A 14,835-nucleotide genomic window follows, 5' to 3' on the forward strand; every position below is an offset into this window, starting at 1 on the left:
AGCGCCCGAACTGCCGCCCGCCGTGTCGGCCTACACCGGATTGCCAGGTGACTATCCAGAGGCACCGCCGCCGCCCGCCACCGCCTTGACGAACAAGGGGAAATCCATTTTCGCTGCGGCCGCCAGCATTTCGTCGACGTCGGCCGAGGGTTCTGACGACGCCAACACCGGTAGCCCCGCGGCGCGTGCCGCGGCGATTGCCCGTGCTTTGTTGCCCGTGAGCGCCAACACTTTTGCCGACGGACCGACAAAAGTGATGCCTGCCGCCACGCATGCTGCCGCCAATCCCGGGTTCTCCGAAAGGAACCCGTACCCCGGATAGATCGCGTCGGCTCCGCAGGCACGCGCAGTGGACACGATCTCATCGACGCTCAGGTAGGCCCGAACCGGATGCCCTTCCACACCGATCTGATACGACTCGTCAGCCTTCAACCGGTGCAGCGAGTTACGGTCTTCGTGCGGGTAGACCGCGACCGTAGCGGCACCCAACTCGTAGGCGGCGCGAAACGCGCGGATCGCGATCTCACCGCGATTGGCAACCAGAACCTTGGCGAACACGCTTCCCTTTCGAACCGGCGCTACGCGAGGGCACGTTGCGGCTTGCCCGAGTACTCACTGAGTGGCCGGATCAACGCGTTGGACGCCGCCTGCTCCATGATGTGCGCGGTCCACCCTGTGATCCGGCTCATCACGAACAGCGGTGTGAAGCTGGGGATGTCGAAACCCATCAAGTAGTAGGCGGGCCCGGTCGGGAAATCGAGGTTCGGTTTGATCTTGGTTGCGGCGTACATCGAACTCTCGAGCACGTTGTAGATGTCCATCCAGCGCTGTCCGTCGCGCGCCGCCACCACACGGGTCAGCGCCGCTTTCATGGTCGGCACGCGGGAGTCACCGTTCTTATACACCCGGTGGCCGAAGCCCATGACCTTGTCCTTGCGAGATAGCTTGCCGCGCAACCACTCCGCCGCCTGATCAGCCGAGCCGATGTCTATCATGTCGTGCATGACTGCCTCGTTGGCACCGCCGTGCAGCGAGCCCTTCAACGCGCCGATGGCCGCGGTTACCGCGCTGTAGATGTCGGACTGGGTTGAGGTGACGACGCGGGCAGCAAATGTCGACGCGTTGAAGCTGTGCTCGGCATACAGGATCATCGACTGTTCGAAAGCCTTGGCGATGACCGGCTCGGGAACCTCGCCGAGGCTCATCTTCAGGAAGTTCTCCGTGTAGCTCAGATGGCTTTGCGGGGCAATGGGTTCCAGTCCGCGACGACGCCGGATATCGGCGGCGACGATCGTCGGGAGAACGGCGAACATGCGCAGCGACTTGGCGTAGTTGGCGGACTGGGTGCTGTTGTCCTCGTCGGGATCCTCGGCGCCGAGATAGCTGATCGCGGTCCGCACGACATCCATTGGGTGGCAGTTGTCAGGGAGCTTGGCCAGCAGGGAGTGCATCGACCGGTCGATCCGTCGCGAGGCGCGCTCCCGCTGAGTGAACAGTGCCAGCTCATGCTCGGTCGGCAGTTCGCCGTGCCACAACAGGTACGCGACCTTCTCAAAGCTGCAGTGCTCGGCCAGATCCTGCACCGGGTAACCCCGATAGGTCAGCGAGTTGGTTTCGGGGACCACCTTGGAGATCGCGGTCGTATCGACCACGACACCGGCCAATCCTTTGTGAATGGTGGGAGAGGTCATCGGGTTACTCCTTGTAGCGCGAAGTTGTAGATCTCGGAGTCGAACTGGTTGTAATCGGAGTAGCGCAGCAGTTCGTAGAGCCTGCTGCGGTGTTGCATCTGGTCGAGCAGACCGGATTGGGTTCCGGCGGAATTGATTGCACGCAAACCGACTTCGACGGCGCGCATGGCCAGCCGCAGCGTAGTCACCGGGTAGATGACCACGTTGTAGCCGATATCAGACAACTGAGCGGTGGTGAGAAGCTCTGATTTGCCGAACTCGGTCATGTTCGCCAACAGCGGCGTGTCCACACCAGCGCGGAATTGCTCGAAATCCGTTGGCGTATAAAGCGCCTCGGTGAAAATCAAATCTGCACCGGCGTCGGCGTAGGCCTTCGCGCGGTCGATGGCGGCGGGTACGCCTTCGATACCGGCAGCGTCGGTCCTGGCGCAAATGATGAAGTTCGGGTCGCGCCGCGCCGCGACCGCGGCCCGGATCCGCTTAACCATCTCTGCGGTCGGCACGACGGCCTTTCCGTCAAGGTGGCCGCACCGCTTCGGATTAACCTGGTCCTCCAGATGACAGCCGGCCAAACCGGCGTCCTCCAGGACTGTCACGGTGCGCGCCGCGCTCATGGGCTCACCGAATCCGGTGTCGGCATCGATGAACGTCGGCAGATCGGTGACAGCGGCAATCTGGCCACCGCGGCAAGTGACTTCGGTGAGGGTGGTCAGGCCGATATCCGGCAGCCCAAGGTCAGCCGCGAGCACCGCGCCGGACACATAAACCCCGTCAAAGCCGATCTCGGTGACCAGTTTGGCTACCAACGGTGAGAATGCGCCCGGAAAGCGAAGCAGTCGACCGGAATTCAGCCCTCTGCGCAGGCGGGCACGCTTGTCGGCCGGCGATGCCACCGCGCCGATCAGGCCGCCACTCATGAGAAGATCCCCGACGGGATTGTCGGCGCCTTGTCGAGCACCCGTGGGTCGACGAGCACGTTGAGCCGGTCCACCTCACCGGGTTTGAGGCTGGCCAGCTCGCCGACCGTCAGCAGGAAGCGCTGTTGCTCGGCCGCTTCGACGACGCCCTCGGCCAGTTCGGTGAACTTTGCGACGTATTGGTCCCGCCCGAAAGGGCGCGCGCCCAGCGGGTGGGCATCGGCGAGCGCGAGCTCGTCGGTGATGACATCACCGCTTTTGAGGGTGACGACGGCCTTGGCGCCGAACGCCTTCTCCGCGGGATCGGTCGAGTGATACCGCCGGGTCCACTCCGGGTCTTCGACCGTAGCAATCTTGCGCCACAGCTCGATGGTGTCAGGACGGTGTGCACGCTCGGGTGCGTATGACCGTTCGTGATGCCAGGCACCGTCCTGCAGCGCCACGGCGAAGATGTACATCACCGAGTGGTCCAGGGTTTCCCGCGAAGCATCGGGGTCGAACTTCTGCGGATCGTTGGAACCGGTGCCGATCACAACGTGGGTGTGGTGGCTGGTGTGCAGCACGATCGTGGCGATCTGATCGAGATCGCCGATGCGGTCCCGCAGCCGGCGGGCCAGGTCGATCGTCGCCTGGCTCTGGTATTCGGCGGAGTGCTCTTTGGTGTAGCTGTCCAGGATGGCCCGCCGAGGTTCACCCGGCTTCGGCAGCGGCACCCGGTAGGTGTGCTCAGGACCCGACAGCAGCCAGGCGATGACGCCGTCCTCACCTTCCCAGATCGGGGCCGGTGATCCCTCGCCGCGCATCGCGCGGTCCACGGCCTCGATGGCTACTTTGCCGGCCGCCGCCGGTGCGTAGGCCTTCCAGCTGGAGATCAAGCCCTTTCGGGACTGCCGGGTCGCGGTGGTCAGATGCAGCGCCTGTCCGATCGCGTTGTAGGTGATCTCGGGATCCAACCGCAGCATGGTGCCGAGTCCGGCCGCCACGGCAGGGCCGAGATGAGCGACGTGGTCAATCTTGTGCTCGTGCAGGCAAATTCCCTTGACGAGGTCGATTTGGACTTCGTAGGCGGTAGCGATACCGCGGATCAGGTCGGCGCCGCCGACGTCGAGATGCTGGGCTACGGCGACCAAAGCCGGGATGTTGTCACCGGGGTGCGAGTACTCGGCGGCCAGAAAGGTGTCGTGGAAATCCAGCTCGCGGACGGCGACCCCGTTGGCCCAGGCCGCCCACTCCGGCGAGACACTGCCGGGGACACCGAAGACCTTGGCGCCGTTGCTGGCCGTGCGGTGCGCTAGCGCCTGGGTACGCGCCACTGTGACCGGTCGCCTGATGACTGAAGCCGCCGACACCGCCGCATTGTCGATGATGCGATTGATCACCATCGCTTCGGTTTCGGCCGGTACCGCCACCGGGTCCGCGGCCAGTTCGGCAATTTTCCACGCGAGGTGTCCGGAGCGCGGAAACTCCTCGGCGCTGCGACGGGTCCGGACCTCATGGATCTGCAAGCTCGACATGATTCGCACAGTACGCAGTGTCCGAATCAAGCAAAACCCACTGCAAATGCGTATTTTTGTATCCTGCTCGCGCTAATTTTGCGAATGTTGCGAAATCAGCCTCGGGTAGGATCCCACAATGGCCGGGGCACCAAGCAAGACCTTCGCCGGGGCGCGATTACGCCGCCTGAGGGAAGAACATGGCCTGACTCAGGTGGCGATGGCGCGCACGCTGGATCTCTCTACCAGTTACGTCAACCAGTTGGAGAATGACCAGCGACCGATCACCGTGCCAGTGCTGCTCGCGTTGACCGAGCGATTCAACCTGCCTGCGCACTTCTTCGCCACCGACTCCGATGCCCGACTGGTCGCAGACCTGCGGGAGAGCCTCGCCGAGAGTCAAGCGACGACGGCGCAGATCGAGGAACTCGCTGCCCGCATGCCCGATGTCGGGCAAGCCATCGTCGCCTTGCATCGTCGGATGGTCAACGCCACCGCCGAAGTCGAGGCACTACGCAGCCGTGCCAGCGTCGACGTCCCCGAGGACCCAGCGCGGCCGATGCCGTTCGAGGAGGTTCGCGACTTCTTCTACGACCGTAGGAATTACGTCGACGAACTCGACCGGGCCGCCGAGCAGTTGTTCGAGACCCACCGCCTGGGCGCCGGCGGACTCGACGTGCAACTCATCCAGGTGCTGGCCGACGAACTAGGTATCACCGCCGTTCTCGACGACGGCAAGACGCTGGGTCCCAACGTCAAACGCCGCTACCGACCAGATACCGCGACGCTGCACATCGCGCGGTGGCTACACCCGGGACAGCGGGCCTTTCAGATGGCTACCCAGCTCGCGTTGCTCACCCAGGCCGAAACCTTCGACACCATCCTGGCCACCGACGACCAACTGACGGCGGAGGCCCGCGAGGTGGCACGGATCGGTCTGGCAAACTATTTCGCCGGTGCCCTGCTGTTGCCGTATCGCCGATTCCTGCAGGCGGCCAACGAACTTCGATACGACATCGATCAGCTGTCCCGTCGCTTCGAGGTCGGATTCGAAACCGTCTGCCACCGGCTCTCGACATTGCAGCGCCAGGACGCCCGCGGGGTACCGTTCATCTTCGTGCGTGCCGATGCCGCCGGAAACATCTCGAAGCGGCAGTCCGCCACGGCATTTCACTTCTCCCGGGTCGGTGGCAGCTGCCCGCTGTGGGTGGTGCACCACGCGTTCAACCGGCCCGGCGAATTCATCACGCAGGTGGCACAGATGCCCGACGGCCGGTCGTACTTCTGGATCGCCCGCACCACAGACTCACCGCCGAGCCGATACCTGGGGCAACGCAAGATATTTGCCATCGGGCTGGGCTGCGAACTCAACCACGCCGACAAGCTGGTCTACTCCGCAGGTGTCGATCTGCACGACGCCGAGACCAGCGTCGCCATCGGCGCGGGCTGCAAGGTGTGCGACCGGCCGGCCTGCGCGCAGCGCGCGTTTCCCTACATCGGCAGGCCGGTGCTCGTCGATCCGCACGCCAGCACCGATCTGCCCTACCCTTCGGCCGCCACCAACTGAGCTTCGCGGTTGATCAGCGCCACGCGCGCCAACACCTCTTCGGCCATCTTGACGTGCGCGGCGTCAACCAGCACGCCTTCGACACCGACCGCGCCTCGGCCCTGCGCTTCGGCAGCCCGGTAGGCGGCGACATTGCGTTCTGCCAAGGCGATTTCGTCTGCGGTCGGCGAGTAGACCTCGTTGGCGATGGGAATCTGGCTTGGGTGGATCGCCCACTTACCGGTATAGCCCAACAGCGATGCGCGGCGGGCATCACGCTCGTATCCGACGAGGTCGGCGTAGTCGGGATAGGGTGCGTCGACCGCATCGATGCCGGCGATCCGCGCAGCGACGAGAACCTTGTTGCGGGCGTAGTGCCAGAAGTCACCGGGGTAATCGCCCAGCGGTACGAAATTGGTGTCGACTCGCGCACCCTGGGACAACGAGAAGTCGCCGACGCCGAAGATCAGCGCATCCAACCGTGGGCTTGCGACGGCGATCTCCTCGGCGTTGGCCAGCCCTTCCACTTCCTCGATGAGAACTTCGAGGCGAATATGCTTGCGCAGCTTGAGTTTTGTCTCGAGCTGGGTCACCAGGACATCCACCCACCACACGTCCCGGGCCCGACGGGCTTTTGGGATGACGATGGTGTCGAGATTCTCGCCGGCGCGGGTGATGACTTCGATCAGATCGTCGTGGCACCACGGGGTGTCCAGGCCGTTGATCCTGATGGCGCGAGCGGTGCGCCCCCAATCCAGGTCGTTGAGAGCGCTGATCGCCTTCTCGCGAGACTCTTCCTTGTATGCCACCGGGACTGCGTCCTCGAGATCCAGGAAGACCAGATCGGCGTCGGAAGCAGCGGCTTTGGCGAACATGTTGTCGTTGCTCGCCGGAAGCGCGAGTTCGGAACGGCGCAGCAGGTGGGTCATGTGGGGTCGTCCTTTTCGGTTACAGCACACCGTTGGTGCGCAGTGTGTCGATATCTGTCTGGCTCAAGCCGAGTAGACCGCCGTAGACGGCAGCGTTGTGCTCGCCGAGCCGTGGGCCGAGGTGGTCGAGATGCGCTGTGGCCGAGGAGAATCGCGGTACCGGAGCCTGCACCGTCATCGGGCCGAGTTCGTCGTCATCGACGACGACGAAGACCTCCCGGTGTTTGAGTTGCTCATCGGCCAACAGATCGGTGATGTCGTAGACCGGGGCTGCGGCCACCTCATGTGCATCCAGGATCGCCATGGCATCTGAAAGTGTCTGCCTGGCAACCCATTCTGCGACGACGGCGTCGACCTCGGCGGCCCGGGCCAATCGCCGCTGCGGGTCCGAGAAGTCGGCATCGGTGACCAGGTCGGAACGGCCGATGGCCTTAAAAACCCTCAGCGCGAGACTCGGTGAGCTGCCCGACATGGCCAGCCACTTGCCGTCGGACGTCCGATAGGTGTTGCGCGGCGCCGAGATATCCCACCGGTTGCCGGCACGCTGCGGCACCAAGCCGAGCTGGTCGTGGGCCAGCAGCGTCTGTTCGAGTAGGCGCGCCAGCGGGTCGATAAGGTTGATGTCGATCAGCTGGCCTGGGGCCCCGTGTACATCGCGGTGATACAGCGCCATCATGACGGCGTACGCGGCGTTCAGAGACGCGACCCCGTCGGCGAGCATGAATGGTGGCAGCGTCGGCGGTCCGTCGGATTCGCCGGTGAGGTGGGCGAATCCGCTCATCGCCTCGCCGAGGGTGCCGAAACCAGGGCGCTCGCTCTTGGGTCCGGAAAGTCCGAATCCGGTGATGTGCAGCATGACGATCTTGTCGTTGACGGCGCGCAACCGCTCGTAGTCCAGGCCCCATTTGCGCAGGGTGTGCGGGCGGGTGTTGACGATGACGACGTCGGCCTCGGCTACCAGGCTGCGTGCCAGTTCCTGGCCTTCGGCGTGGCGCAGGTTCAATGTCACCGATCGCTTGTTGCGCGAGATCGACTTCCACATCAACCCGATACCGTTGTGCTGGTTGCCCCAGCCGCGGATCGGGTCGCCGCCGTCGGGATCCTCAACCTTGATGACGTCGGCGCCGAACTCGCCAAGATAGGTGGCGACCAGCGGCGCGGCGGCCAGGGTCGCGAAGTCGAGCACCCGGACGCCGTCGAGCAGCGCCTGGTTGATGATCGGTGCCGCCATCTACGCCGCCATCTACGAGGCCGACCCGACGGCTTGGACCACGGGCCGCGCGAGACCGAGATTGTCGCGTAGCGTCTTGCCCTCGTATTCGGTGCGCGCCAGTCCGCGGCGCTGCAACTCGGGGATGACCATACGTACGACGTCTTCGAATGCGCCGGGGAAATGGGTTGCCGCAAGGACGAATCCGTCACATGCGCCGGATTCGAACCATTCCGCCATCTGATCGGCCACCTGGGATCCGGTTCCGACAAACCGTGGGCCCTGTAGCAGGGTCGCGCGATGCTCGGCGAGATCGCGAACGGTGACGGTGTCTCCGCCGATGTGGGTGCGTAGGTTCTGCACGAGCCCTCGGATACCGGACACCGAGGCGATCAGCTCGTCGGTGACGGGATCGTCGAGATCATGTTGGGCGAAGTCGTAATTCATCAGCTCTGAGAGCAGGGTGAGTGATGCCATCGGGTGTACGAGGTCGTTGAGAAGCATCGCCTCGCGTTCCTTGGCGTGCGCCTCAGATTCGCCCACTACCGCGTAGGCCATCGGACAGATGCGCACCGTTGCCGGGTCTCGGCCCGCGTCGGCGATGCGTTGTTTCTGGTCCCGATAGTGATCGAGCGCAACCTGCAGCCCAGGGTCTCCGGTGAAGATCAGATCGGCCCAGCGAGAAGCGAATTCGCGTCCGCGGCCAGACGATCCAGCCTGGATGATGACCGGTCGCCCTTGAGGTGTACGCGGCACGGTCAATGGTCCGCGAGCCGAAAAGTATTGGCCCACATGTCCAAGTTCGTGGATCTTGTCCGGATCAGCGTAGACACCCGTGGCGCGGTCGTGCACGATCGCGTCGTCCTCCCAGGTGTCCCACAGACCGGCGACAACGTCGAGAAACTCATCGGCGCGGTCGTAGCGCTCGTCGTGGCCGAGGTGAGATTCCAGCCCGAAGTTCTGCGCCTCGCTGTCATTGACCGAGGTGACGACGTTCCATGCGGCCCGACCACCGGAGAGGTGATCCAGGGTGGCGAACGTGCGAGCCACGTGGAACGGCGCGTAGTAGGTGGTCGAGTACGTCGCGCCCAGGCCGATGTGCGATGTGGTCTGCGCCAGCACGCCGAGGATGACGCTCAGGTCGAGTTTGACCGGCCGCGCCCCGTAGCGGGCCGCCTGGGCGACCGACCCGCCGTAGATGCCGGGCATCGCCAGTCGGTCGTCGAAGAACATCAGATCGAAACAGCCCTCTTCAAGCTGCCGGCCGATCTTCGCGTAGTAACCCGCATCGAGATATCGGTGCTCGGTGGCGGGATGCCGCCACGAGCCCGCATACACAGAGGTGCTTCCGGCCTGCATGAATGCGACCAGCGACATCTTGTCGCTTCTCCCTGACTGCGCCATGTCTGAAAATCTAACATCTGATATTTCAGATATCAACGCTGAAATTAAGCATGCGCTAAAGTGCCGCTATGAGGCTTGATATCGGCGGCACCGTGCGGGAACGCGCCGCGCGCGAGCTGCGGGACCGCATACTGACCGGCGCCCTGCCGGCCGGGTCTCGCATCGACCTCGACGCGATCACCGCCGAATTCGCAACCAGCCGCACACCCGTCCGCGAAGCACTGCTGGAGTTGTCCTACGAGGGGCTGGTGCGGGTGGCGCCCCGCAGCGGCATCACGGTAGTCGGTATTGCGCCCGAGGACGTTCTCGACAGTTTCACGATCCTGGGCGTGCTCACCGGACAAGCTGCGGCATGGGCCGCGCAGCGCATCACCACGGCCGAACTCGACCATCTGCGCGAACTGGCTGCCGACGTGGCATCACGTTCCGGAAGCGACAGCATCGGCGAGGCCAACTGGCGGTTCCACCAAGAGATCCACCGCGCTGCCCACTCCCCCAGGCTCATGACCCAGATCCGACAGGCCGCACGCGTGGTGCCGTCGAACTTCCTGACGGTCTTCCCCGATCACGAACGGCATTCACTGAGCGAACACGAAGAACTTTTAGATGCATTCGCCGACAAGGATCCTGTGCACGCCCGCACCGTCGCCGAGCGCCACGTGTTGGAGGCCGGCCGGTCACTGGCAGCGTGGCTAGACCAATAGCCGGCCACAGTCGGAACTGGCACTTCAGCGCGCGCCGGTCACCGCCCAGCGTCCCGAGAGCGTCCGCCAACCACCGAAGACCAGTCGCAGCACCATAAAGGCACTCAGGCCCGACCAGATACCGGCCAGCCCCCACCCATACGCCAGGGACAGCCAGATCAGCGGCAGAAACCCGACCAGCGCACTGACCACGGTGGCGGTGCGCATGAACGCCGCGTCACCGGCGCCCAGCAACACCCCGTCCAGCGCGAAAACGATTCCAGCGACCGGCAATTGGGCCACGAGGAACCACCACGGCACGGCCACCGCGGTCAGCACCGACGGGTCGTCGGTGAACAGGTCGGGAAGCATCGAGGCGCCGACTGCGAACGACGCGGCCAGCATCGCGGCCGCAAGCAGCGAGAACAGCGTCACCCGCCACGCAACCCACTTGGCGTGCGCGGCGTCGCCGGCGCCAAGCGCGGCGCCGACCAGAGCTTGGGCAGCGATAGCCAGCGAATCGAGCACCAAGGCAAGAAACGTCCACAGCTGCAACACGATCTGGTGAGCCGCGAGCGCCGCAGCACCGAACCTGGCGGCCACCGCGGCGGCCGAAACATAACAGACCTGGAAGCCCAGACTGCGCACGATCAGGTCACGCCCCATCACCAGTTGGGCGCGCAGCACCGAGCGGTCCAGTCGCAGCGGCACCCGCTCAGCCAGCAACGCGCCACAGAACAGCAGTGCTGCCAGCCACTGACCCACCAGGTTGGCCACCGCGGAACCTGGCAGCCCCAGCCGAGGCAACCCCAACCAACCGAAGACCAGCAGCGGGCACAGCAGAGCCGACAGCCCGAAGCCCGCGATGACATAGCGCAACGGCCAAATGGTGTCCTGCACGCCGCGCATCCACCCATTGCCGGCCAACGAAACCAGGATCGCGGGTACGCCCAGGATCGCGATGCGCAGCCACGGCAGGGCCGCCGCGGCGATCTCCCCGCCCGAGGCGATCACCGCCACCACCGGCACCGCCGCGGCCTGGACAACTGCCACGATCAGCGCGCCCAGACCAAGGCCCATCCACGTCGCCTGCACGCCTTCGTTGACCGCCGCCGCGCGGTCGCCTGCCCCGAAAGACCGGGCAGCGCGCGCGGTGGTGCCGTAGGAGAGAAACGTCAGTTGGGTGCTGACCAGACCGAGCACCAGGCTGCCGATCGCCAACCCCGCCAGGGCCACCGCCCCCAGCCGGCCGACTATCGCGGTGTCGAACAACAAGTACGCCGGCTCGGCTGCCAGCACGCCTAGGGCGGGCAGGGCCAGCCTGGTGATCTGGCGAATATCAGCCAAGGGCTGCGCGCAGTGCCGCCACGACGTCGTCGATGGTTCCGGTGGTCGAATAGCCCGCCGCCAGGCGGTGGCCTCCACCGCCGAACCCCGACGCCACGGCGGAAAGGTCGACATCGTTCTTGGCGCGCATCGACACCGACCACTGCTGGGGGTCGACTTCCTTGAAGACAGCGGCCACTTCGGCCTGCTGAGTGGTGCGCACGATGTCGACGACGCTCTCGACTTCCTCGGGACGAGAACCCAGCCAGTCCTGGTGGTCGACCACGGCATAAACCATGCCTCGCCCGTCGACCGCCTCCGGGATCAACTGGGCAGAGCCCAGAACCCGGGACAACATCGGCAGCCACGCGAACGGGTGGCTGTCCATCAGGGACCTGCTGATCGCCGCGTTGTCCACGCCGATCTCGACCAGCCGGGCCGCCAACCGCAAGGCTCTGGGACTGGCCCAGCGGAATGACCCAGTGTCGGTGGTCAAACCGGCATAGATGCAGTGCGCCACCGCCCGGTCGATCGGCTTGCCCCACGCGTCGAGAATCTCCGCAACCATCATCGTGGTCGAATCCGCGGACGCGTCGACGAAGTTCGCAGTGCCGAACAGGCCGTTAGAGGCGTGATGGTCGATGACCAGCATCTGCTGGTCAGGCTCGGCAAGGTCGCGCAGCGCGCCGAGCCGATGAATGCTCGGGACGTCGACCGTGACCACCAGATCGACGTCGCGTCGCAACTCCTCGGGTACGACCAGCAGCTCGCAGCCAGGCAGGGACCGCAGCGACTCCGGCAAGTCCGCGGGTGCGGCGAAGCTGACCTGAACCTTCTTGTCGCAACCGTCCAACACCAACGCCAGCGCCAGGCCGGCGCCGATAGTGTCCGCGTCGGGATGCACGTGGCAGATCACCGCGACCGTATTGGCGGCAGATAGGAGCTTCGCGGCGCCGAGCGCGTCGACGCGCGCCCCGTTAAGGCGCGGCATGCCGGTCAGCTCAGTCTTCGGGTCGATCATCGTCACCGGTAACCTCAGCTTCGGTCTCGTCGCCAAGTCCCCCGGAGATCGACGGTTCGGCCGCCGATCCACTATCACGGTACGGGTCGGCCTCCCCCGCCGGCTTCGCACCCACCCGAACCCGCGCCAAATCGGCATCGGCAGCCCGCGCCCGGGCCAGCAACTCTTCCATCCGATTCACCGCGTCACTAGTCGTGTCGCGTTCGAAGGTCAGCGTAGGCGTGAACCGGACGCCGGTGCCGGCGCCCACCTTGGTCCGCAGTACGCCCTTAGCCCGGTCCAGCGCCGCCGCCGCGCCTGCGAGGTCCGGCTCGTCATCCAACGTTGGGCCCATCACGGTGTAGTAGACCGTCGCGTCGTGCAGGTCGTTGGTGACCTTCGTGTCGACGATGGTCACCCCGGCCAGCCTCGGATCCTTGATCTCGTACTCGATCGCCGACGCGACGATGGTGCTGATTCGCTTGGCCAGGCGCCGTGCCCGGGCGGGATCAGCCATGCCGGATCACGACCGATCCTTTTGCACGAGCTCGAAGGACTCGATGATGTCGCCTTCCTTGATGTCGGAGTACCCCAGCGTCAGACCGCACTCGAAGCCCTCGCGGACCTCGGTCACGTCGTCCTTCTCCCGGCGCAGCGAGTTGATCGACAGGTTCTCGGTAACCACGATGTTGTCCCGCAGCAGGCGCGCCTTGGCGTTGCGACGCACCACCCCGGAGGTGATCATGCAACCCGCGATGATGCCGACCTTGGAGGAGCGGAAAATCGCGCGGATCTCGGCGCGACCCAGCTGGTTCTCCTCGTAAATCGGCTTGAGCATGCCGCGCAGGGCCTTCTCGATCTCGTCGATCGCCTGGTAGATCACCGAGTAGTAGCGGATCTCCACACCTTCGCGGTTGGCCAGCTCCGTCGCCTTGCCCTCGGCGCGCACGTTGAAGCCGATGATGATCGCATCCGAAGCCGACGCCAGGTTCACGTTGGTCTCGGTAATGCCACCCACGCCGCGGTCGATGACACGCAGTGCCACTTCGTCGTCGACCTCGATACCCATCAGGGCCTCTTCCAGCGCCTCGACGGTACCGGCGTTGTCGCCCTTGAGGATCAGGTTCAGCTGGCTGGTTTCCTTCAGCGCCGAGTCCAGGTCCTCCAGGCTGATCCGCTTACGGCTGCGTGCCGCCAGTGCGTTGCGCTTGCGGGCGCTGCGCCGGTCGGCGATCTGGCGAGCGATGCGGTCCTCGTCGACAACCAGGAAGTTGTCACCGGCACCGGGCACCGATGTGAAGCCGATGACCTGGACCGGACGCGACGGCAACGCCTCTTCGACGTCATCGCCATGCTCGTCGACCATGCGGCGAACGCGACCGTAGGCATCGCCGGCCACCACCGAGTCACCGACACGCAGGGTGCCGCGCTGGATCAACACAGTGGCAACCGGACCACGACCGCGGTCCAGGTGCGCCTCGATGGCCACACCCTGGGCCTCCATGTCGGGGTTGGCCCGCAGATCCAAAGCCGCGTCGGCGGTCAGCAGCACCGCTTCCTCGAGCGCCTCGATGTTGGTGCCCTGCTTGGCCGAGATGTCGACGAACATCGTGTCGCCACCGAAATCCTCTGCCACCAAACCGTATTCGGTGAGTTGACCACGAATCTTGGCCGGGTCGGCGCCTTCTTTGTCGATCTTGTTGACCGCCACCACAATTGGCACGTCGGCGGCTTGCGCGTGGTTGATCGCCTCGACCGTCTGCGGCATCACGCCGTCGTCGGCCGCGACCACCAGAATCGCGATGTCGGTGGCCTTGGCGCCGCGGGCACGCATGGCGGTGAACGCCTCGTGACCCGGGGTGTCGATGAAGGTGATCAGCCGCTCGTTGCCGTCGAGGTCGACGCCCACCTGGTAGGCACCGATGTGCTGGGTGATGCCGCCGGCCTCGCCCTCGCGGACACTGGCCTTCCGAATGGTGTCGAGCAGGCGAGTCTTGCCGTGGTCGACGTGGCCCATGACGGTGACCACTGGCGGGCGGGTCTGCAGATCGTCTTCGTCGCCCTCGTCTTCGCCGTAGGTCAGGTCGAAAGACTCCAGCAGTTCGCGGTCTTCGTCCTCCGGGCTGACCACCTGGACGACGTAGTTCATCTCACTGCCGAGCAGTTCCAGCGTCTCGTCGCCGACCGATTGGGTAGCCGTCACCATCTCGCCGAGGTTGAACAGCGCCTGCACCAGCGAGGCCGGGTTGGCGTTGATCTTCTCGGCGAAGTCGGACAGCGATGCGCCGCGGGCCAACCGGATGGTCTCGCCGTTGCCGTGCGGCAACCGGACGCCACCGACGACCGGTGCCTGCATGTTCTCGTATTCGGCGCGTTTTGCCCGCTTGGACTTGCGACCACGCCGCGGCGCACCGCCGGGACGGCCGAACGCACCTGCCGCACCGCCGCGCTGCCCGGGACGACCGCCGCCGCCACCGCCGGGGCCACCGCCACCGGGACGACCGCGGTAACCGCCGCCGCCACCGCCGGGAGCGGCACCGACGCCGCCGCCACCGCCGCGGTAGTTACCACCACCGCCGCCGTCGCGACCGCCACCGGGACCGCCGGGTCGGGCGCCCCCGGGCCGGGGCGCGCCG

General features: G+C 65.4%; 12 protein-coding genes and 1 pseudogene. 2 read left to right on the forward strand and 11 right to left on the reverse strand.

Annotated elements, in window-relative coordinates:
• Positions 1-63 precede the first annotated feature (63 nt).
• The 4 genes and pseudogenes from A5634_RS06050 to prpD all read right to left on the reverse strand — a co-directional run.
• A pseudogene (locus A5634_RS06050) lies at positions 64-558 on the reverse strand (biotin carboxylase N-terminal domain-containing protein); the annotation flags it as partial.
• Between the two features lie 20 nt (positions 559-578).
• Positions 579-1,691: a bifunctional 2-methylcitrate synthase/citrate synthase gene (locus A5634_RS06055; RefSeq protein ID WP_065143176.1), complete on the reverse strand. Its 1,113-nt coding sequence runs from the start codon at positions 1,689-1,691 to the stop codon at positions 579-581.
• Entirely contained in the window at positions 1,688-2,608 is a 921-nt protein-coding gene (prpB, locus tag A5634_RS06060) for a methylisocitrate lyase (protein WP_065143177.1), read from the reverse strand. The genes A5634_RS06055 and prpB overlap by 4 nt, the downstream gene beginning before the upstream one ends.
• Complete coding sequence (prpD, locus tag A5634_RS06065; protein WP_065143186.1) at positions 2,605-4,113, reverse strand: 2-methylcitrate dehydratase PrpD; 1,509 nt, start codon at positions 4,111-4,113, stop codon at positions 2,605-2,607. Before prpD ends, prpB begins: the two co-directional genes overlap by 4 nt.
• 127 nt (positions 4,114-4,240) lie before the next feature.
• Between prpD and A5634_RS06070 the strand changes: the two genes are divergently transcribed.
• Positions 4,241-5,668 carry a short-chain fatty acyl-CoA regulator family protein gene (locus tag A5634_RS06070; RefSeq protein ID WP_065143178.1) on the forward strand — a complete coding sequence of 476 codons (1,428 nt, stop codon included), beginning with the start codon at positions 4,241-4,243 and terminating at the stop codon, positions 5,666-5,668.
• On the opposite strand, the gene A5634_RS06075 is transcribed toward A5634_RS06070, so the two are convergent.
• From A5634_RS06075 to A5634_RS06085, 3 genes are read right to left on the reverse strand one after another with little or no spacing between them, the layout of a single operon-like run.
• Entirely contained in the window at positions 5,644-6,576 is a 933-nt protein-coding gene (locus tag A5634_RS06075) for an HpcH/HpaI aldolase/citrate lyase family protein (RefSeq protein ID WP_065143179.1), read from the reverse strand. The two genes, A5634_RS06070 and A5634_RS06075, sit on opposite strands and share 25 nt — an antisense overlap.
• 19 nt (positions 6,577-6,595) lie before the next feature.
• A complete protein-coding gene (locus A5634_RS06080; protein WP_172831637.1) occupies positions 6,596-7,780 on the reverse strand; it encodes a CaiB/BaiF CoA transferase family protein in 1,185 nt (394 codons plus the stop codon).
• 39 nt (positions 7,781-7,819) lie between these two features.
• The gene (locus A5634_RS06085) at positions 7,820-9,190 is read right to left on the reverse strand and encodes an LLM class flavin-dependent oxidoreductase (RefSeq protein WP_065143181.1); all 1,371 of its coding nucleotides are present in this window, start codon (positions 9,188-9,190) and stop codon (positions 7,820-7,822) included.
• Between the two features lie 68 nt (positions 9,191-9,258).
• Between A5634_RS06085 and A5634_RS06090 the strand changes: the two genes are divergently transcribed.
• Positions 9,259-9,894, forward strand: a complete 636-nt coding sequence (locus A5634_RS06090) for a GntR family transcriptional regulator (protein ID WP_065143182.1) — start codon at positions 9,259-9,261, stop codon at positions 9,892-9,894.
• 24 nt (positions 9,895-9,918) lie between these two features.
• Here A5634_RS06090 and A5634_RS06095 read toward each other — a convergent pair whose 3' ends face one another.
• The 4 genes from A5634_RS06095 to infB all read right to left on the reverse strand — a co-directional run.
• Entirely contained in the window at positions 9,919-11,220 is a 1,302-nt protein-coding gene (locus A5634_RS06095) for an MATE family efflux transporter (protein WP_065143183.1), read from the reverse strand.
• A complete protein-coding gene (locus tag A5634_RS28895; protein WP_065143184.1) occupies positions 11,213-12,226 on the reverse strand; it encodes a DHH family phosphoesterase in 1,014 nt (337 codons plus the stop codon). The genes A5634_RS06095 and A5634_RS28895 overlap by 8 nt, the downstream gene beginning before the upstream one ends.
• Positions 12,201-12,716 carry a 30S ribosome-binding factor RbfA gene (rbfA, locus tag A5634_RS06105; RefSeq protein WP_065143185.1) on the reverse strand — a complete coding sequence of 172 codons (516 nt, stop codon included), beginning with the start codon at positions 12,714-12,716 and terminating at the stop codon, positions 12,201-12,203. Before rbfA ends, A5634_RS28895 begins: the two co-directional genes overlap by 26 nt.
• Positions 12,717-12,722: 6 nt before the next feature.
• Positions 12,723-14,835 (reverse strand): translation initiation factor IF-2 (infB, locus tag A5634_RS06110; RefSeq protein WP_081290230.1); only part of this gene is annotated, 2,113 nt, incomplete at its 5' end.

The organism is Mycobacterium asiaticum (assembly GCF_001673365.1).
GTDB classification, from domain to species: Bacteria; Actinomycetota; Actinomycetes; order Mycobacteriales; family Mycobacteriaceae; genus Mycobacterium; species Mycobacterium asiaticum_A.

Excerpts from the sequence above, each read along its gene's own strand:
- A5634_RS06055 (WP_065143176.1), bottom strand. The coding sequence starts at position 1,691 with ATGACCTCTCCCACCATTCACAAAGGATTGGCCGGTGTCGTGGTCGAT.
- rbfA (WP_065143185.1), bottom strand. The coding sequence starts at position 12,716 with ATGGCTGATCCCGCCCGGGCACGGCGCCTGGCCAAGCGAATCAGCACC.
- A5634_RS06090 (WP_065143182.1), top strand. The coding sequence starts at position 9,259 with ATGAGGCTTGATATCGGCGGCACCGTGCGGGAACGCGCCGCGCGCGAG.
- prpB (WP_065143177.1), bottom strand. The coding sequence starts at position 2,608 with ATGAGTGGCGGCCTGATCGGCGCGGTGGCATCGCCGGCCGACAAGCGT.
- A5634_RS06075 (WP_065143179.1), bottom strand. The coding sequence starts at position 6,576 with ATGACCCACCTGCTGCGCCGTTCCGAACTCGCGCTTCCGGCGAGCAAC.
- A5634_RS06070 (WP_065143178.1), top strand. The coding sequence starts at position 4,241 with ATGGCCGGGGCACCAAGCAAGACCTTCGCCGGGGCGCGATTACGCCGC.
- A5634_RS06085 (WP_065143181.1), bottom strand. The coding sequence starts at position 9,190 with ATGGCGCAGTCAGGGAGAAGCGACAAGATGTCGCTGGTCGCATTCATG.